The organism is Streptomyces sp. NPDC002793 (assembly GCF_040295485.1).
GTDB lineage: Bacteria > Actinomycetota > Actinomycetes > Streptomycetales > Streptomycetaceae > Streptomyces.
The window spans coordinates 141,349-159,964 of sequence record NZ_JBEOVL010000004.1; the positions used below are offsets into that span (position 1 = coordinate 141,349).

General features: G+C 72.6%; 14 protein-coding genes. 8 read left to right on the forward strand and 6 right to left on the reverse strand.

Annotated features, from left to right (window positions below; translation table 11 throughout):
- Positions 1–111: 111 nt before the first annotated feature.
- From ABT001_RS05525 to ABT001_RS05540, 4 genes are all read right to left on the reverse strand, one after another.
- Positions 112–2,892: a glycosyl hydrolase gene (locus ABT001_RS05525; protein WP_351272749.1), complete on the reverse strand. Its 2,781-nt coding sequence runs from the start codon at positions 2,890–2,892 to the stop codon at positions 112–114.
- A 236-nt stretch (positions 2,893–3,128) separates the two neighbouring features.
- The gene (locus ABT001_RS05530) at positions 3,129–3,515 is read right to left on the reverse strand and encodes a hypothetical protein (protein ID WP_351272752.1); all 387 of its coding nucleotides are present in this window, start codon (positions 3,513–3,515) and stop codon (positions 3,129–3,131) included.
- 126 nt (positions 3,516–3,641) lie between these two features.
- Entirely contained in the window at positions 3,642–4,070 is a 429-nt protein-coding gene (locus ABT001_RS05535; RefSeq protein WP_351272755.1) for a hypothetical protein, read from the reverse strand.
- A gap of 715 nt (positions 4,071–4,785) precedes the next feature.
- Positions 4,786–7,527, reverse strand: a complete 2,742-nt coding sequence (locus ABT001_RS05540; RefSeq protein WP_351272758.1) for a LuxR C-terminal-related transcriptional regulator — start codon at positions 7,525–7,527, stop codon at positions 4,786–4,788.
- Positions 7,528–7,876: 349 nt separating this feature from the next.
- On the opposite strand from ABT001_RS05540, the gene ABT001_RS05545 reads away from it, so the two are divergent.
- The 3 genes from ABT001_RS05545 to ABT001_RS05555 all read left to right on the forward strand — a co-directional run bounded on the left by ABT001_RS05545 (position 7,877) and on the right by ABT001_RS05555 (position 11,535).
- Complete coding sequence (locus ABT001_RS05545; RefSeq protein ID WP_351272760.1) at positions 7,877–8,536, forward strand: helix-turn-helix transcriptional regulator; 660 nt, start codon at positions 7,877–7,879, stop codon at positions 8,534–8,536.
- A gap of 162 nt (positions 8,537–8,698) precedes the next feature.
- On the forward strand, positions 8,699–9,379 hold the full coding sequence (locus ABT001_RS05550; RefSeq protein WP_351272763.1) for a Pvc16 family protein: 681 nt from the start codon (positions 8,699–8,701) through the stop codon (positions 9,377–9,379).
- On the forward strand, positions 9,376–11,535 hold the full coding sequence (locus ABT001_RS05555) for an ATP-binding protein (protein ID WP_351272766.1): 2,160 nt from the start codon (positions 9,376–9,378) through the stop codon (positions 11,533–11,535). The genes ABT001_RS05550 and ABT001_RS05555 overlap by 4 nt, the downstream gene beginning before the upstream one ends.
- Before the next feature lie 39 nt (positions 11,536–11,574).
- On the opposite strand, the gene ABT001_RS05560 is transcribed toward ABT001_RS05555, so the two are convergent.
- On the reverse strand, positions 11,575–12,987 hold the full coding sequence (locus ABT001_RS05560; RefSeq protein ID WP_351272769.1) for a hydrolase: 1,413 nt from the start codon (positions 12,985–12,987) through the stop codon (positions 11,575–11,577).
- A gap of 160 nt (positions 12,988–13,147) precedes the next feature.
- Here ABT001_RS05560 and ABT001_RS05565 point away from each other — a divergent pair, with 160 nt between their 5' ends.
- The 5 genes from ABT001_RS05565 (at position 13,148) to ABT001_RS05585 (ending at position 16,419) form a co-directional block, all read left to right on the forward strand.
- Complete coding sequence (locus ABT001_RS05565; RefSeq protein ID WP_351272772.1) at positions 13,148–13,525, forward strand: hypothetical protein; 378 nt, start codon at positions 13,148–13,150, stop codon at positions 13,523–13,525.
- Between the two features lie 154 nt (positions 13,526–13,679).
- Positions 13,680–15,263: a phage tail sheath subtilisin-like domain-containing protein gene (locus ABT001_RS05570; RefSeq protein WP_351272775.1), complete on the forward strand. Its 1,584-nt coding sequence runs from the start codon at positions 13,680–13,682 to the stop codon at positions 15,261–15,263.
- 66 nt (positions 15,264–15,329) lie between these two features.
- On the forward strand, positions 15,330–15,773 hold the full coding sequence (locus tag ABT001_RS05575) for a phage tail protein (protein ID WP_351272778.1): 444 nt from the start codon (positions 15,330–15,332) through the stop codon (positions 15,771–15,773).
- Positions 15,773–16,264, forward strand: coding sequence for a hypothetical protein (locus ABT001_RS05580; RefSeq protein WP_351272780.1), 492 nt, complete (start codon positions 15,773–15,775; stop codon positions 16,262–16,264). The genes ABT001_RS05575 and ABT001_RS05580 overlap by 1 nt, the downstream gene beginning before the upstream one ends.
- Complete coding sequence (locus ABT001_RS05585; RefSeq protein ID WP_351272783.1) at positions 16,261–16,419, forward strand: DUF6760 family protein; 159 nt, start codon at positions 16,261–16,263, stop codon at positions 16,417–16,419. Before ABT001_RS05580 ends, ABT001_RS05585 begins: the two co-directional genes overlap by 4 nt.
- Positions 16,420–17,630: 1,211 nt before the next feature.
- On the opposite strand, the gene ABT001_RS05590 is transcribed toward ABT001_RS05585, so the two are convergent.
- Positions 17,631–18,572, reverse strand: coding sequence for a hypothetical protein (locus tag ABT001_RS05590; RefSeq protein WP_351272786.1), 942 nt, complete (start codon positions 18,570–18,572; stop codon positions 17,631–17,633).
- Positions 18,573–18,616: the final 44 nt, after the last annotated feature.

Genomic DNA, 18,616 nt, shown 5'->3' on the forward strand with positions numbered 1-18,616 from the left:
ATGGGAGCGCTCCCATATGCATTGTGGAGGCCGGTCGCGAGATCCGCCAGGGTCATGACAGACACAGCGGGCCCCGGCCTGAACGGCCGGGGCCCGCCGCGCAAGGAGCGTCTAGACGTACGGGATCCTCACGACCGCCGCGTCCGTGCCGGTCTGCACCTGGGAGGTGCCGTTGCCCAGCGCGTTCCAGATCTCCAGGCGTACGGTGCCGCCCTTGAGGCTGCCCAGGCTTCCGGTCACCGTCGAGGTGCCCACGGCCTGGGTGTACTCCTCCCACCCCGCGACCGGGTCGGTCGCGAAGTAGCGGAAGGTCTCCGTCCGGTCGAAGGTGCCGTCGCCGGTGAGGTCGTAACTCACCCTGACCTGCGGGGCGAGCCCCACCTTCGTGCCCGCGTCGACCCGCAGACGGAAGGCCGTGGACGCGCCCGCTGCGAGCGTCCCGTCGACCTTCTTGATCTCGTAGACCGTCTGCCGGTACGGCGTGCCGTCCCGGTTGACGCCGTCGGCCGAGGCCAGCGTGTCGGCCCCCGCCGCGCCGTCCGTGGCGGTGGTGAGGGTGCCGCCGGACTTCAGCCGGAAGGTGTTGCCGGTGGACGGGCCCGGCTCCTCCGGATCCGGGTCGCCGCCGCCGGTACCCGTGCCGGTGGCCGTGGAACGGGCCGGCACCGAGAGGGTCGCGCCGTCGGAGAAGGTGACGGTGCGGGCGGTGGAACCGTGGTTGTGGGCGCTGTACGTCCGGACGCCGTTCTTCGTGAAGACGGCGGAGGTCGGGATGTTCCCGCTGACGGTCATGTCAGGGGCGCCCAGGCTGTCGAGCGTGCTGATCCAGTGGTAGGTGTGCGCCTTGGACTCACCCTGCTCCGGGGTGTACCCCGCGTTGCCCGCATCCCACTTGGACTTCGCCGCCGCCGGATCGGCCAGTGACTCGAACTCCCACAGGAGGTCACGCCACTCGACGGCCGGTCCGCCGTTCTCCCGCTGCATCTCCGCGATGTTCCGCCTGATGGCCTCCTTCTCGCGGGCCAGGTGCAGCGAACCGCCGGTGACCGGCAGGACGTTGATGCCGTGGATCTCCTCCGGGTTCGCGGTCCACCAGGTGGAGTACGCGCCGCCGCTGCCCCAGACCATGCCGACCGTGTCGTGGCCGAAGGAACCGGGGAAGACCTGCTGGTCGGCGTCGAACCAGTACTGCGTGATCGCTTCCGACTCGGTCGTCAGCAGGAAGCTGCCGAGGTCACGCAGCCCGGTGTCACCCGTCGCGGCGCCCCACAGGACGAGTCCCGCGCTGAGGTTGACGGACTCCGACGAGGACTCCTGGTTGTTGCCCGCCGCGAACCCCTGGTGACCGGAGGCCCAGCTGTGGCCCGCGTACACGTCGAAGCCGCGCAGGAACGGGTACGCGGAATCCGTGCGGCTGGGATTGGCGGTGTCCCGCACCAGGGTCTTGACCATGGTCCCCCAGGCGGAGTCCGCGGCCCACGCCTGGTCGTACTGGGCGACGATCGCCGCCGCGTACACGTAGTAGCTGTAGTGGAAGTGGTGGTCGTTGAGCTCGGTGTCACTGCCGTACGAGGCCGGGTAGCCGGTGAGCGTCTTCCAGTCCTTGTCGTAGCTGAACTCAGCCGCGCCGCCCGCCGTGAACCACTCCTGGAGGCGGCCCTTCATCAGGCCGAGGAGCTTGTCCCGGATGCCGGTCTGGCCGATCTGGTCGGCCACGGGCACCAGTTGGGCGAGGCGGCCGAGCGCCTTCCCGGTCCAGTACGTGTCAGCGGCCCCGGAGAACGGGTCGGAGGCGTTCGCCACCTCGTTGAGGTATCCGGTCAGCCGGGCCTTGTCCACCCCGGTGGACGCCGGCAGGGCGGGGAGCACGCCCTGGTTCTTCTGACTGGTGGTGAAGGACGCGGACTCCCGCACCTTCATGGTGCCGCGCGGGGAGACGTACGTGTACGGCGTGAGCGCGTCGGTGGTGTGCAGCCACTGGTGGCGGTACAGCGCCTGGAGCGTGCCGCGCTCGGTGCCCTCCTTCGCCTCCGTGGTCAGGCTGTAGGTCGCCTTGACCGTGCCGCCTGCGGACTCCCAGGCCACCTGGGACCCGGTGACGAAGCTGAAGGCGTACTTCCGGTAGGTCGCGAGCGCGTCCGTGGACGGCAGCACGGCGAGCGAGAAGTAGTCCTTGCCGCCGAGCCCGGCGGTGATCGCCGTGCCGGAGACGTTCCAGTCGCTGCCGGTCGGGGCGAACAGGGCGTAGTGGTGACCGGCGACCGTGATGCCGAGGACGTTGCCGTTGTCCGCGAAGACGGTGGGGGTGCCGGCCGCGGTGATGCGGGCGTCACCGCCGGAGCCCTTGGCGTACACGAAGGGCATGCCGTGCCCGATGGTCGTGCGCAGCGTGCGGGCACCGTCCGACCAGTAGGGGGTGACCGTCCAGTCGGACCAGGCATCGGCCTTGGTGTCCGGTGAGTTCAGACCGCTGAGGCCGACGGTGAGGTCGGCCTTGTGCGCGTACTCGTACTGCCGGCCCTCCCCCACGACCGCGGGCGTGGTCGGGTAGCCGACCTCCAGTCCGCCGGAGGTCGCCTGGTAGGTCAGCGGGTGCCCGTACATCGGGGTGGAGTACGGATTGCCGCCGTAACGCTGGTAGGCGAGCGAGGACCACCAGTCGTTCGTCGGGACCGGCTTGTCCTTGGCCGCCGCCGTGAGCTTGGGCGTGACGGGAGCGCCGGTGTCGGTGGTGGGACCGGACGTACCGGCGGGACGGCTGTCCGTGTAGCTGCCGGAACCGGCGGGGACGGTGGCCGCTGCCGCCGGGGACGCGGCAGGGCCCAGGCCCACGGCGGCCAGGGCGATGGCCAGGACCGTCGCCGCCGCTGGTCTGGAGAGGGAGGCTTGCATGGGGCAGCACCTCGTCATGGGGGGAGGGAGCATGCTTGAGAGCGCTCTCAGTGCCCAGGAACGTAAAACCTGTGAAGGGGAGTGTCAATAGAGCTGACACGGGCGGGAGTCGGGCGTGACGCAGGGTTGCCGTGCGTTCGAGTCTTGACCGGGGGAAGGGTCCCGAAGGCCGCTCCGCGCACAGGTTCTGAGAGCACGGAACGGCGGCGTGAATGGCCGCGCCGCACGGAAGACGGTCAGATGGCGATGATGCTGTCCATGTCGAAGTCGGATCCCGACTGCCCGTAGATGGTGATCCGGTATTTCGTCACATTCGCCCTGCCCTCCATGTGCTCACCCATGGCGAACAGCTTCAGGGTGTCGTTCTGCACATAGTAGAAAAGCGTGACACCTGCGCCATCGCGTCCGGCACTGGCGTGCCGGACCGGAAATCCGTTGTAGCGATATCTGCCGGTCGGGAGCCCTCGGCCGTCGAACGCCTTGGAGAGTGACCGCATGAGAGGGCCGAGTCTGTTTCTCTTCCGCTGCCTGGTGAGGAGTTCTGTCAGATACCCCTCCGCTCTTGTCTGAGTCAGGGGTACGGTCTCTCCACCGTTGTTCCTCCTGAGGATGACCATCTGCATCGCGCATTCCTTCCGGTCGCCGAACGCGGGGATATCGAGCCGTGTGGTCGCGGCTTTCCGTGAGAGCCAGGCCGCGCTCTCCGGGGCGGGAGCGCGGCCTGGAGTGACCGGTCGTGACGTACCGGATCAGCCGGCCGTCGGGAGCGATCTGTCCTGCTGGATCAGCAGGGGCGTGAGCAGGCTCAGGGAATCGACCGTCGTCGTCCAGTTGGGTTCGTCCGGGCCCCAGCCGTGGTCCACGTCGTAGGTGACCTCACGCTGGGCCGCGCCTGTCAGATCGACCAGGAGGCCGGGGCCGAAGGCCTGCTCGACGATCGTCGAGGTCTCGATGACCGCCGTGGCGAACATCAGGAGGACCTTCTCCACCGGCGTGAAGAAGTCCAGGTTCATTCCGTGCAGCGGGAACGCGGCCAGCGGAGTCGCCTTCGCGGCGGGCCCGGCCTCCACGTGGTTCAGCTGGGCGATGCCCGTGGTGAAGGGCCGGGTCGTGTCGTTGTCGACCGTGATGCGGCGCGTGGCGCCCGGAGTGCCCCCCACCGTGCCGGTGCCGGACATGTTGTCGACCGTCAGGGTCTGTCCGAGGGCGATGTCGTAGCTGTTGATGCCGCTGATCAGGCCTTCGGGGATGATCTCCCTCCGTGAGGTGTAGGCCTGGTACTCCTCGTGCCACGTGATGTCCGTCGTCGTCGCGTAGTCGTCGGTGACGAACCAGACCAGCGGCTTGCCGCCACCGAGGAGTTGACCGCCTTGAAGCCGTAGAGGTAGAAACCCTCGTCCACCAGCTTGTTGGCGGTGCGGTCACTCATCGTGATCGTGATCTCGTACGGGGTGCTGACCGGCATGGGACGTCCTTTCTTTCCCCGGGACCGGGGCATGCGGGCGATGGTCGGCACAGACGGTTTCGGGGGGTCCGCCGCCCGTTCACATGCGAACGGCCGTGGAATCGGATTCCCTTTTCGGGGGGGGGATCCACTGATGCTCGGCCTGCGCCAATCGGAAGAGGAAGGTCCTCTTCCTTCTGTGTGCGCTCGACGCCACGACACCAAACAGAACAACGGGGAGGAACGGACGGCGCCCGCATCATGTACGGGCGTGCGGCCCGCAGGCATTTCCCTGACAGTGATTCCTCGCGCGCCGGAGCCGCCGGAGACCCGGAGACGCCGGAACTGCCCGGAACCGCCGGAGTCGTACGGAAGGGGACGGGCCCCGCCCAGGGCGCGTCAGCCCACTCAAGTCCGTTGTTCCGGCCGCCCTTCACGGCCCGTCCGGATCATGCCCCCAGTACGTCCGTCAGCTCGCTCCGCCGCCGTATCCGCAGCTTGCGGTAGGCGTGCGTCAGATGGGTCTCCACCGTGCGCCGGGCCAGGTGCAGCAGCTCGGCGATCTCCGCGTTCGTACGCCCCTCGGCGGCGAGCTCGGCGATGCGGCGCTCGCTCCCCGTCAGAGCGGCCGATCCGGTGCGGGCCAGGGTGCGGTGGCGGGCGCCACCCTCGCGCAGGGCCTGACCGGCCAGGGCGTACAGCCGTACGGCGCCCTTGCGTTCCGCCCGCTCCGCCGCCTCGCGCAGGGAGTCGCGGGCGCGCGACCGCTCCCCGGCACCGATGAGCTGGCGGCCCTGCGCGAGCAGCGCCGGGATCAGCTCCATGTCGACGTCGACCGAGGCCGTCCGCAGGATCCGTACCGCCTCATCGGCCAGTTCCAGACCGCGCCGCCCACCGGTCACGGTGCCCAGCACGCGCAGGGCCCGGCCCACCGTGCGCGGGGTGTTCCACACCCGGGCCAACCGCAGTTCCTCCTCCGCCATGTCCAGTGCCTCGCGGGTCCTCCCCGGCGCGGACCGGCACTCGGCGACCGCGGTCCGCCACGGCGTGATGACGGGGCTGACCACCTCGCGCGCCAACTGCCGCCGCCCGCACTCCAATAAGTCGTGGAGCGCTCCCGCCGAATCACCCATGGCCGCCCTCGACACCCCCCGGGCGTAAAGGAAACGATTCAGCTCCCACGTGTCCGGTGCCCAGCTCAGCTCGAACCGCGCCGCGAACCGCCGCGCCTCGTCGGTGCGGTCGGCGTGCACGAGCGCCATCAGCACGTGTGCGTCCTTGTCGGCCGGGCCCGCACCCGCCCGCACCGGCTCCGCTCCACCGTCGAGCAGCCCGGCGTAGTCACCCCGCGCCGCCGCGATGTCGTCGCGGGTGTTGACCAGGGCGCGGTGGATCGGGTGCAGCAGGGAACAGCGCTGCAGGGCCAGGCCGCGCTCCACGAGCTGTTCCGCCTCGTCCAGTTCGTCGGCCCACTGGGCGACCGCCGCGGCCGTGCCCACCAGGAAGGGCTCGCCGAACGGGTCGGCGGGCTCGGCCAGCAGGGCGTGCAGCTGCTTCATCGCGTCCTGTGCCGAGATCCGCCCGGCTGCCGCCGCGTGCCGGACGAGCAGGGCCTGTCCGGCGGTGCCGACCAGGTCGGGGGAGCGCCCGGCCGCTTCGCCCAGCCACCGGTACGCCTCCTGCCGCAGGAACTGGTCGTGGTCGGAGAGCATCGTCGAGGCCGTCTGCACGCTGCGGGCCAGCCCCGGGTCCCCGGACAGTCCGGCCTCGGTGCGACGCAGCATCCCCATGGCCGTACGGACCTCGCCCTGACCGGCGAGGGCGGTGCCGAGGGCGAGGGCGGTGTGCACCCGGTTGCGGGGCTCGCCCTCCAGGTGCAGGGCCTCGGCCAGCCGCGAGATCGCCGCTCCGGGGTCGCCCGAGTGGTATTCCAGGGAACCCAGTTCGGTCAGCAGCCGCTGCCTGACGGCGTCGGTCAGCGGCTCGCCGAGCGCCCGGCGCAGATAGCCGACGGCGTCGCCGGTCCGTGCGGCGTCGAGGGCGACGGTCACCGCGTCCCGCAGGACGCGCAGTGCCCACGGCTCGCCGACGGCCGGGGCGCGCAGCAGATGCCGAGCGACCGCCTCGCCCCGCCCTCCCCGGGCCAGCAGCGCTTCGGCGGCGGCCCGGTGCACGGCCTGCCGTCGCGGGGTCGGCCAGCCGGAGAGCACCGCGTCCCGCAGCAGCGGATGGGCGTAGCGGCGCCGGCCGGAGGCGTCGAGGCGCAGCAGCCCGAGCCGGGTCATCGCGGTGAGCCAGCCGGCGACCCGGGCCGGATCGGCCCCGGACGCCTCGGCGAGGAGGTCGAGCGGATCGACGGCGGCGTCCGGCATGTCGGATGTCCCCACCTCCTCCAGCGCGGCGAGGGTCCGGGCCACCTCGGCGGTCGCCTTGCCCGCGCTGTCCAGCCACCAGGAGACGGCCGCCGGGTACGCCCCCGGGTAGAGGGCCGCGCAGGTGTCGGGCAACGGGAGCGGCGGGGTGCCGCACAGATCGTCCAGCAGGGCGGACAGCAGCATCGGATGGCCCGCGCCGGCCCGCACACACGCCGCCGTCCACTGGGGGTCGGCCGCGGGTAGGAGCGCTCCCAGCATCTCGGCCGACGCCGCGTCGGTGAGCGGGGCGAGGGTGTGCGTACGGACGAAGGAGGTGGAGAGCGCGCGGGCGAGACCGGCGGGCTGCGGGTCGATGTCGTACTGACGGCGTTCGGTGGCCACCAGCAGCACCGGCAGGCCGTCGAGACGGCCCGCCACCTCGGCGAGCCACCGGCGGGAGGAGGGGTCGGCCAGGTGGACGTCGTCCACCGCCAGCAATATCGGTGACTCCGCGGCGAGTGAGCGCAGCAGCTCCCACAGACGGTCGGCCCTGCGGTGGTAGTCGGCGGACGGCATGCCCGCGTACTCCGGTACGTGGCCCAGGAGGCGGCCCACCGCGGAGAGGGGCACATCGACGTCCTCCGGGGAGCAACGCGCGCGCCGCACCCGCAGGCCGCGGCGCTCGGCGTGTTCGGCGGCGGCCTCCAGCACGGACGTACGGCCCGTCCCAGTGGCGCCCTGGAACAGGACGAGACCTCCCGCGCCGCCGAGGGCCCGCTCCGTCTCTTCCGCCAGCAGCATGTGGGCGTGGTCACGTTCGCGCAGCGCTCGGGTCATCCAGGGCCTCCTGAGAAGATGGTGCGCGCCGTCTGCATGAGAGAGGAACCGGCGCGAGTGCAGGTGGCGTGATATGGCCCACACGCCCCGACAAAGCCCCCCGGATCGGGCGCTGGTGTGTCCAGGGTCACGTTCTCTGCCCCCTCGGACCACCCCTCCCCGGCCCTGCCGCCCTGACCTGCGGTGATCAGTCTGCCCCGTCGGACATGCGCGGGGGTCTCCGCGCTTGTCTCGTGGTGTCCCTCGTGGTCCTCCACGATTGCGGGCGCCGCGGCGGTCACCGATGTTTGGATCACCGCTTTCCCGCCCACGGCCTCGTCCGTGGCGATCCGTGAACAGAGGACAGCCGTTGCTCAGCTCGCCCCGGACCAGCCCGGACACCTCGGCCCCAGGGGCCCGGGTGCCCGTCTCCGTGTCCGCCCCCGACCCGATCAGCCGCGAGGGCGCGTCCAGCCAGCTGCGCCGCCACCCGGAGGTCGAACTGCGCGAGGAGTCCCGCCCCGGCACGGTGGCCCTGCTGATCGAGGACGCCCTCGACGAGGCGGCGCTCTCCCGGGTCCGCCGGGTCGTGCGCAGCGAGGGAGCACGCGCCGTGCTCGTCGTGGACTCGATCCGCGAGAACGAGCTGCTGGACGTCATCGAGGTCGGTGTCGGCGCGATCGTGTGGCGGCGTGAGGCCACCGCCCATCGGCTGGTGCAGGCGGTGCTGGCCGCCGCCCGTGGCGAAGGTGACCTGCCCGCGGACCTGCTCGGCAGGCTCATCAGTCAGGTGGGCACCCTGCACCGGGGCGGCGCCGGACGGCAGGGTGGACCCTCCCTGGGGCTCACGTCCCGCGAGGTGGACGTGCTGCGGCTGGTCGCCGAGGGCCTCGACACCGGTGAGATCGCCGGGAAGTTGTCCTATTCGGAACGTACCGTCAAGAACGTCATGCACGGGCTGACGACCCGTCTGCACCTGCGCAACCGGGCGCACGCCGTGGCACATGCCCTCCGGGAGGGCTACATCTGACCGCCGGGGCAACCGGCGGCGTGCCTGCGGGCAGCACCGCTGTCCGCAGGCCGTCCCCGGCGTGCCTGTGATCCGGGCGCCGGACCGGGCACGATCGGCCGAGGACGGCTCCGAGCGGCGCCGGACGTACGGCAGGCACCACGGCAGGGCGGGAGCACGAGCGTGATCCACGAGGTGGACGAGGTCATCAAGAGCCTCCTCGGCAGCGGGGCCCTGGCGGGAGCGGGCATCGACGTGTCCTTCGAGGCACCCACCCGTGACTGGGCGTCACGGCGCAACGCCCCCGTGATCAACACCTACCTGTACGACATCCGCGAGGACGTGTCCCGCCGGCAGCGCGGCCACACGTCGGTGCGCGACGAACGGAACATCGTGGTGCGCCGCAGCCAGCCGCCGCGCTGGTTCCGGCTGTCGTACCTCGTGACGGCGTGGACGAAGACCCCGCAGGACGAACACCGGCTGCTGTCCGCCGTGCTGGCGACGCTGCTGCCCCGGGAGCTGCTGGCCGCCGAGGAACTCCCGGGCTCGCTCGGCCGGCTGGGCCTGTCGGTGCCGCTGACGGTGGCGGGCATCCAGTCGGAGTCGCGGTCCTTCGCCGAGATCTGGTCCGCGCTGGGCGGCGAACTCAAGCCCTCGCTGGACCTGGTGGTGACCGCGCCCTTCCCCGCCTTCCCCGAGTACGACGCCGGGCCCCCGGTCACCGAGGGTGCCACGATCCGGGTACGCGAACTGGACGGCGCCGGTCCGGAGCCCGGAGGGCGCTCCCACCGGCCCCACCAGATCGCGGCGGCCCGCGCCGCCCACGAGGAGGCCGCGGCCACGCGCGGCGCGGAGAAGCGATGACCTCCCCGCACCCGGCCGCGGAAGCCACCCCCGCCGAAGCCCCCGCCGAAGCCGCTCCCGCCGGGGTGGCCGACGGTCCTGACCACCGCCCCTCCCACCCGCTGCTCGCCCGGCTGGACGGGCTGCGGCGCACGGTCACCGCGCTGGTCGAGCACCGCTCCGCCGGCGACCCGACGGCGGACGATCCACTGCGCGGCCTCTTCCTGTCCGACGAGGCCGTGGGCCATCTGCTGCGCAACTGGCCGGCCCGTGGCCGCGACAGCGACGTACCGCCGCGGACACCGGCAGGGTGGCCCGACGGCTCCGACGACCGGCTGGCCCGGACCGCCGCACGGCTGCGGCTGTCCGAGACGGACACGGCCGTCCTGCTCATCGCCCTCGCCCCCGACCTCGACCGCACCTTCGAACCGCTCTACGGCTACCTCAACGACGACGTGAGCCGCCGCCGAGCCACCACGGGCCTCGCACTCGACCTGTGCGGGCTGCCCGGGCACCTGCCCGAGGCCCGCGCGATCCTCCACCCCGCGGCCCCGCTGCGTGCCCTGGGCCTGCTGGAGGTCCAGGAGCCCGAACTCCCCTTCCTCGCACGCTCGTTGCGTGTGCCGGACCGGGTGACCGCACATCTGCTCGGTGACGACACCCCGGATGCCGCGCTCCTGGGGCTGCTGCACCCGATGCCGGACCCGCTCCCCGCCACCGGTCCCGACGATCCCGACGCGGCCTTCGGGCAGCAGCTGGCGGCCCGGCTGCACGACGGCCCGCTCACCGTCTACCTGCGGGAACACCGCGAGGGCGACGGCCTGGCCGCCCTCGCGACCGCTCTGCGCACGGCGGGCGTCGAAGCGCTGCGCTTCTCGGCCCCCTCCGCCCCCGCGAGGCCCTCGGACCGTGCGGATCCCCCCGGCCCGTCGGACGCCCCGGACGCCTCGGACGGGTCCGTCTCGGAGAGCTCCGTGCGCGCACTGCTGCGGGAAGCGCGCCTCGGCGGCCGGGCGATCGTGGTGTCCGGTCTCAGCGACCGCCCGGGCCCGCTGGTCGAGACGCTCACCCGCGCGACGGACGTGACGGTGCTGCTGGCCGACCCACGCCCGTACGACCCGCACTGGTCCCCGCACGACCCGCTCGTGCTCCGGGCGCCGCGGCGCCCGGCCGGCGGAACCGCCGCCTGGCAGGCCGCCCTGGGGCCGGACGCCGACCCTCTCGACCTGACCGCCACCGTGGCGCCGTACCACCTCGGCGGCGAGCGCATCGGCCGCGCGGCCCGAGCCGCCCTGGCACTGGCCGCCTTCGACCGGACGCCCCTCAGCGCCGCCCACATCCGGCTCGGCGCCCGCCAGCAGTCCGCGTCGGGGCTCGAACAGCACGCCCGCCGGATCCACCCCGCCGTGGGCTGGCAGGACCTGGTCCTCCCTGCCGGGCCCCTCGCCGAGCTACGGGAACTCGCCCTGCGCGCCCGCCACCGCGACCGCGTCCTGGGTGACTGGCGGCTCAGCGCGGGCGGTGGCCGCGGCCGGGGTGTCGTCGGCCTGTTCGCGGGCGAGTCCGGCACCGGAAAGACACTGGCGGCGGAGGTGGTCGCGGCCGACCTGGGCCTCGACCTCTACGTGGTGCAGCTGTCCTCGATCGTGGACAAGTACATCGGCGAGACCGAGAAGAACCTCGAACGGATCTTCACGGAGGCCGACAGCACCGACGCCGTACTCCTCTTCGACGAGGCCGACGCCGTCTTCGGCAAGCGGTCCGAGGTCAAGGACTCCCACGACCGCTACGCCAACATGGAGAGCTCCTACCTCCTGCAACGCCTGGAGTCCTTCGACGGCATCGCACTGCTCACCACCAACCTGCGCGCCAACATCGACGAGGCGTTCACCCGCCGCCTGGACCTGGTGGTCGACTTCCCGTTCCCGGACGCCGGCCAGCGGCTGGCCCTGTGGCGGCACGGCCTGGCCCACGTCCCGTCCGCCGAGGACATCGACGCCGCGCCGCTGGCCCGGGACTTCGAGCTGGCCGGCGGATCGATCCGCAGCGCGGTGGTCACCGCCGCCTACCTCGCCGCCGGCCGGGACGAGCCGGTCGGCGCGGGCGACCTCCTGGAGGGCGCCCGCCGCGAATACCGCAAGGCGGGCCGGCTGGTACCGGGCGAGGCGAACTGGTGACGGCCGGTGCACCGCACCGGCCGTCACAGGAGCCACGCGTCACACGGTGAGCTTGAAGGCCTCCAGCTGGCGCTTCAGCTTCAAGTCGCTGCCGGAGTAGACCCAGCCCGGGTCGGGCTGACTGCAGCTGCGGGCCAGCCAGCCCTGGTCCCTCACGTGGGCGGTCTGGCAGACCGACACCGAGCCTCCGGCAACCTCGATGCCGAACCCCTGCAAGGGGGAGTCCGATTCCTTGGTGCTGCCGAGGTACAGGTCCTTCCCGGCGTCCACGGCCTTCCAGGGGTCGCCATCCTTCCAGCCCTCGACCACGTAGGCGGAGCCGCCCCGCAGGCCGCCCTCCACGCCGAACACCGCGATGTTGAGGGACTTGATCGGCAGCGTCTTGCCGACCGTGCCGGCCTCGTTGCCGTCGCACACCGGGTCCTGCCAGCCGTGGTCCGCGACATAGGCGCGGTAACAGATGTGAGGGCCGGGAATGCGCTCGGCCACCTCGCGCGCCGCGACGGCCGCCGTCCGCTCCGGAGCCTTCGGCTCCTCCTCGTCCCCGCCCCCTCCAGCGCCTTCACCGCCGCCGTCTCCGGGCTTCTCCGCCTCTTCCGCGGCGGGCTCCTCCTTCGGCGCCGGAGCGGCGAGCGAGGGCGCCGGCGGTGCGTCGGCCTCGGGCGGCGGCAGGGTGCTGACGGAGTTCTCGGCCTTCTCCGTCGCCCGGCTCCCCACCTCGGGCTTGTACGACAGCCAGAGCACGACGAACACGATGGCCAGCGTCAGAAGCAGGCCGAGCACGGTGGCCAGCCAGCCGGGCAGGAACCCACGCTGGACGTACGTGCCGTCCACGTCCACGCTCGCGACACCGGAACGCTTGAGCGCCAGCGCGTAGGGCTGCTCCTCCTTCGAGCCGAACCAGATGATCTGCCGTGGTTTCAGCGTCGTCGTGACGAACGCGGCCCGGCCCGGCTCGATCTGGACGTTGCTCGGCCGGATGTCGTACGACAACCGGTCACCGGCGTCACTGCCACTGAGCGAGGCGGTGACCTTGGTGTTGCCGACGTTGTCGATCGCGAGCCGGGGCCGGCCACGGAAACGGCCCTTGACGACCGGCGGCACCAGCTCGGCCCTCACCTCCGTGAAGGGCGTGATGCTCAGGTTGCCCTCCGGGACGGTCACCGCGTCCGGATGCTCGGTCGGCGTGATCCGCACGGCGTACGGATTGGGCCCGGCGGTGGCGTCCGGCGTGCGCGGCGGGGCGAACGTCAGGTCCACCGAGCCGGTGGTCCCGGGGTAGAGGCGGAGCGTCTGCGGCTCGACGGTGGTCCAGGGGGCGAGAGCGCCGATCGGTTCGAATCGGTACTCGTCCACCACGTCGCCCGTGTTGCGCAGCCGCAGCCGCACGGTCGTGCTGCTGCCGGGGTCGACGGTGGTGGAGATGGGTTCGAGAGAGGTCCAGAGGCTCACGGATCAAAGATAGGGAGAACGGCTCACCGTCGTCGCAGGACTCGGGGCAGGATCCGATGCCCCAACGGGCAGCCCTGACACCCCGGTCCGCCCGACGCTCCGCTCCCCTGTCCTCCGGCCGTTCCTGGCCGGTGACGCCGAGGTCGGGGAGTCTGGGAGCATGCTGCTGCCACCGACGTACGGGAAGACCGAGCTCATGGAGGTCGTCCGCATCAACGACCCCCTCAGGCACCTCGATTCGGAGGATCTGGCAGGCGTCACCGTCGCCCTCTGGGAGCGCGACCGAGCCCAGCAGGCCCTGTCCCTGATCGCCGGCCTGCCCAGCGGTGAACAGAGCCGCTGCTTCCTCCCCGGCTGGGGAATCCGGGCGCACGACACCACCCACCAGCTCTTCGAGATCGCCTTCTGCTTCCGCTGTCACGGTGCCCGCGCCTGGGCACCGGACCTTCCCGTCGCACGACGACGCCAGAGCTTCGACGCGGAGAGCCCCGCCGCCCTTGAACTGCTGCGCCGTTTCCGCTCCGGCCCGCCGGACTGAGACAGCGGGCCTCCAACGGCGCGCCCTGTCGCACGGGCGTGCCCTTGTGGGCAGCGGGAGTGCCCTCGGCCAGGCCCCGCAGGACGTTTCGGGAGACGCGCTTCGCGCGTGAAGGTGAGAGCCGTCCTGTCTCGTACCCCGAGGAGAGCAGAGCATGCCGTCCTACCTGTCACCCGGCGTATACGTCGAGGAGGTGGCCAGCGGCTCGCGCCCGATCGAGGGTGTGGGCACGTCGGTCGCTGCCTTCGTCGGGCTCGCGTCCACCGGTCCCCTCAACGAACCCACCCTGGTGACCAACTGGACACAGTTCGTCGCCTCGTTCGGTGACTTCACCGACGGGTACTACCTGGCGCACTCCGTCTACGGCTTCTTCAACAACGGCGGCAGTGCCGCCTACGTCGTGCGGGTCGGCGGCTCCGCCGAGGACGCGACCGGCGAAGCCCCCGCCGCGGTGACCGGCTCCCGGACCCCGGCCGCGCTGCCGACCGGTGAGCCGCAGCAGCTGGGCACCTTCACGGTGACGGCGCTCGCACCCGGGCAGAGCGGCCCGCTGACCGTCGAGGTCGCCGACCCCGAGGGCGAGGGCCCGGCCGAGCGGTTCAAGCTGGTCGTCAAGGACGGCGAGAAGACCGCCGAGACCTTCGACGTGACCGCCAAGAAGAGCGGCCGCAACTACGTCGTCACCCAGGTCAAGGAGCGCTCCAAGCTCATCGCCGTACAGGAGGCCGCGCCCGCCGCGCAGCTCGTCCGGCCAGACAACCAGACCGTGGCGCTCGCCGCCCCGGCCCCCGCGGCCCCGGCCGTCCCGGCCGCTGAGAACTCCGCCCACCCCGGGCCCGCCCAGTACCTCGGCGACTCCGCGGACCGCACCGGCTTCGGCGGCCTGGAAGCCGTGGACGAGATCTCGATGGTCGCCGTCCCCGACCTGATGGCCGCCTACCAGCGCGGCGCGATCGACCTGGAGGCCGTCAAGGCGGTCCAGCTCGGCCTCATCGCGCACTGCGAGCTGATGGGCGACCGCGTCGCGGTCATCGACCCGCCGCCGGGCCTGAACGCCCGGCAGATCAGGGTCTGGCGCCAGGAGACCGCCGGCTACGACTCCAAGTTCGCCGCCCTGTACTACCCCTGGATCAAGGTCTTCGACCCGGCGTCCGGCCAGTCACGTCTGGTCCCGCCGAGCGGTCACGTCTCCGGCATCTGGGCCCGCAACGACTTCGAGCGCGGCGTGCACAAGGCGCCGGCCAACGAGGTCGTACGCGGCGCCGTTGACCTGGAGATCCAGATCACCCGGGGCGAGCAGGACCTGCTCAACCCCATCGGCGTCAACTGCATCCGCGCCTTCCCCGGCCGCGGTGTCCGCGTCTGGGGCGCCCGCACCATGTCCTCCGACCCGGCCTGGCGCTACCTGAACGTACGCCGGTACTTCAACTACCTGGAGGAGTCGATCCTGATCGGCACCCAGTGGGTGGTGTTCGAGCCGAACGACCAGAACCTGTGGGCCCGCATCCGGCGCAACGTCTCGGCGTTCCTGGTCAACGAGTGGCGCAGCGGCGCCCTGTTCGGCTCCCGGCCCGAGGAGGCCTTCTACGTCAAGTGCGACGAGGAGACCAACCCCCCGGAGTCCGTCGACGTCGGCCGGGTGATCTGCGAGATCGGCATCTCACCGGTCAAGCCCGCCGAGTTCGTCATCTTCCGGCTCGCCCAGTTCTCCGGCGGCAGCGGGGAGCTGGAGGAGTAGGTCACCGGCCTGCGCCACAGCCCCCGTACGCACTCGACACAAACATTTCGGTAGGACGGACAGCAGATGAGCATCGGCCAGGGTGACTCGTTCACCTCACATAACTTCGGCCTCCAGATCGACGGCGTGATGGTCGAGTACCTCGCGGAGGTCAACGGCCTCAGCATCGAGCAGGACGTCATCAAGCACCTGCAGAACTCCGCTCAGGGCAAGCCCGAGGTGAGCCTCATGCCGGGCACCCAGAAGGACGGGCAGTGCACGGTGGTGCGCGGTATGACGCCGTCGCCGTCGTTCACGACGTGGATCAACGACTCGATCGCCGGTCAGATGTCCACGGCCCGCAAGAACGCCTCCATCATCGTGATGGACTACCAGAACAACCCGGTGAAGCGCTACAACATGCGCAACGCCTGGTGCAGCAAGATCGACGCCAGCGCCCTGAAGGCCGGTGAGGCCTCGGCGCTGACGGAGACCGTGACCATCGTCTTCGAAGAACTGGTCATCGAGTAATGCGGCGCACTTCGGCCAGGGCGTCCGCGAGCCCGCTCGCGGACGTACCGGCGCCCGAGGCCGTGGCGGTGCCTGAGCAGACGCCTGCTCAGGCCCCGGCTGCGGCCCCGGTGCCGCAGCGGCTGCAGACGGAGTTCCCCTTCGAGCTGCCGCGTGGCTACGTCGACGAGGCGGGCACCGTGCACCGGGACGGCGTGATGCGGCTGTCCACGGCCCGCGACGAACTGATCCCGCTCCGGGACGTCCGCGTCCAGGAGAACCCGGCGTACCTCTCGGTGGTGCTGCTCGGCCGGGTCATCACCCGGCTCGGCACGCTGTCGATGGTGCACGACGGGACGGTGGAGAACATGTTCGCCTCCGACCTCGCGTTCCTGCAGGACTTCTACCGGCAGATCAACGCCGAGGGCCACACACGGGCGGCGGTCGAGTGCCCGCACTGCTCCGAGCCCTTCGAGGTGGAACTCGGCGGGAGCCGCCTGGGGGAATCGTGACGTACGCGACCGACCGGCTGCACGAGGAGATCGCGTACGTCGCCTATCACTTCCACTGGGATCTGGACGCCATCCTGGACCTCGAACACCATGACCGCCGCTTGTACGCGGACCGGATCGCGTCCTTCGTGACGCGCGCCGGGGCGGAGGGCTGAGCCGTGGGATTCCTCGACCGGCTGCGCGGGCGTGAGGACAACGCGCCCGCGCCCGTACCCGTACCCGCGCAGGACACCGGGACGGGCTCGGGCCCCGGCGCGGCGCCCACCGCCGTCGCGGCGTGGACGGGGCTGCCGCCGATCCAGCGGGCCATGGGTTCCGGACGGTCGGCGGTCGCGGACCCGGGGTTCGGCGGACGGCTGCCCACGTGGCAGAACCCCTCCTTCACCGGGACGCCGTCCATCGGCGTCATGAACACCGCGCCGGACAACCTCCTCTCGGGGGCGCTGACCGGTTCGGGCCGCCCGGCCGCCGGTCTCGAAGGGCCCACGGGAGCCCTTCCGTTGGCGTCAGGCGCGGGAGAACCCGTGGTGCAGCGGGCCCCTGCGGTGCCGCTGCGCGCGCTGCCCACGGCACGCCGGTCGTCCACGGCGGGGTCGGCGGCGGCGCCTGTGGCAGCTGGGGGCGCCCGCCCCGCTCCTGCTGCGCCTGATGCGTCCGCTGCGGCTGTCCCGTCGGCCGCCGCCTCCCTGCCGGTGTCTTCGACGGTGCCCTCGGCGGTGACGCCTCCGGTCGCCCCCGTCGAGCCGTCGGCGACGGCACCGTCGGGGTCGTCGGCCGTGCCCGTGCGGGCGGTCCGGGGCCCTGGCCCCAGGAGCGCCCCGGCACCGGCCCACGGTGTCCGGGTCGCGCCCGTACCGCCCGCCTCTCCCCGGGCCCAACGCCTGACCAAGGCCCCGGCCGTGCAGCGGCGGACGCTCCCGGCGACACGGCGGCAGGCGACGGCGCCAGGGGTGACGGCCGGGAGCACGGCGCGTGCCTCCGGAGCAGCGGCACCGGCCGAGGCCGACCGAGGGGGAGACGGAGCGCCCGTCTCCCCCCGCTCCGCGCTCCCCCCGCAGAGCGCGCACCGGCCTGCGGCGACCGGCGCCGCCCCCGTGCAGCGTGCGGTGGCCCGGCGCGACACCGCACCGGCCCGCCCTGCTGCGGCAGCGGACACCAGGACGCCCGGTGCCGGTGGGGTTCCGGGGGTCCGGCCGGGCCGGACCGCGCCCGAGGAGGGAGCGGCACGCGGCAATCCGGGCACGCTCCCCGTCGCTCCGGCCGTCGCCTCCCCCGCGCCCGTCGCTCCGGGCCCCTCCCGTGCCCCAGCCACCCAGGATCCGAGCCCGGCTCCGGCTACTGCTCCAGCTCCAGTTCCGGTTCCGGTTCAGCGTGCCGTGGCCGAGAGTGCGAGGCCCTCCTCGCCCGACAGCCCCCGGTCCGGGGCAACTCCCCCACCCGCAGGGCCGACCCCGCCCGGCCCCAGGCCGGTGCGGCAGGACGCTCCGCGCGGCCTCGGACGCCCCGTGGACGCGTCCCGGGCCGCGTCCGCCCAGCCGGAGAAGCCCCCGCGCGCGAGCCGCGCCCCGGGCGTGCCGAGCAGCCCCGTCACCGGAGGTGGCCCGCCCGCCTCGAAGGCCGTCGTCCAGCGGCGTACGCCCGACACCGGTCGCCCCGGCCCGACACCCGCAACGGCTCCGGTTCCCCCTCCGCTTCCGGCTCCGCTTCCGACCCCGGCCCCTGCTCCGGTCAGGCCGGCGTCGCCGGCTGCCCCTGTCTCCGGCGACCGCAGCACGGAAGCCGTACGCGCCGACGGACAGCGCCCGGTGCAGCGCTCCGAGGCGAGGCCGTCCACCCCCGGCGCGAACCCGGCTGCCGCCCTGCCCGCCCCACCGATCGGCGACACCGGCACCGGCACCGGGCGGTCCGCTTCGCCGACCGCGCCCCCCGTCGGCTCTCCGGCCGCGCCGTACCCGGTGCAGCGCGCCGTATCGGCACCCCGCAGCCCGGTCACCCCTGCCCCCGGAGCCCATTCCGGCGCACCGGCACCGGTCCGGAGCTCCGCATCGACCACCCCCGGCCCGGCCACATCCGCTCCCGCCGCGCGCCCGGCCCCCGGCGCCACCCCCGCCGTCCCTCCGGGTGCCCCGGCCCCGGTGCAGCGCGCCGCCTCCGCTGCCCACGGCCCTGCCTCCCCTGCTCCCCGGCCGGCAACCCACCTCCCGGTGGCGCCGGGTGTGAACACGGCGCCGAAGCCGACGCGCTCCCGCACGGGTCTCGGCGCCCCGGTGTCCTCCTCCCCGGTCTCCGCGCCTACGGCGTCCCGCACGCCCGCAGCACCCGCACACGTACAGGCGGTTCCCCGGACCCCGG

Excerpts from the sequence above, each read along its gene's own strand:
- ABT001_RS05525 (WP_351272749.1), bottom strand. The coding sequence starts at position 2,892 with ATGCAAGCCTCCCTCTCCAGACCAGCGGCGGCGACGGTCCTGGCCATC.
- ABT001_RS05555 (WP_351272766.1), top strand. The coding sequence starts at position 9,376 with ATGACCTCCCCGCACCCGGCCGCGGAAGCCACCCCCGCCGAAGCCCCC.
- ABT001_RS05580 (WP_351272780.1), top strand. The coding sequence starts at position 15,773 with ATGCGGCGCACTTCGGCCAGGGCGTCCGCGAGCCCGCTCGCGGACGTA.
- ABT001_RS05575 (WP_351272778.1), top strand. The coding sequence starts at position 15,330 with ATGAGCATCGGCCAGGGTGACTCGTTCACCTCACATAACTTCGGCCTC.
- ABT001_RS05535 (WP_351272755.1), bottom strand. The coding sequence starts at position 4,070 with ATGTCCGGCACCGGCACGGTGGGGGGCACTCCGGGCGCCACGCGCCGC.
- ABT001_RS05565 (WP_351272772.1), top strand. The coding sequence starts at position 13,148 with ATGCTGCTGCCACCGACGTACGGGAAGACCGAGCTCATGGAGGTCGTC.
- ABT001_RS05570 (WP_351272775.1), top strand. The coding sequence starts at position 13,680 with ATGCCGTCCTACCTGTCACCCGGCGTATACGTCGAGGAGGTGGCCAGC.
- ABT001_RS05540 (WP_351272758.1), bottom strand. The coding sequence starts at position 7,527 with ATGACCCGAGCGCTGCGCGAACGTGACCACGCCCACATGCTGCTGGCG.
- ABT001_RS05530 (WP_351272752.1), bottom strand. The coding sequence starts at position 3,515 with ATGCAGATGGTCATCCTCAGGAGGAACAACGGTGGAGAGACCGTACCC.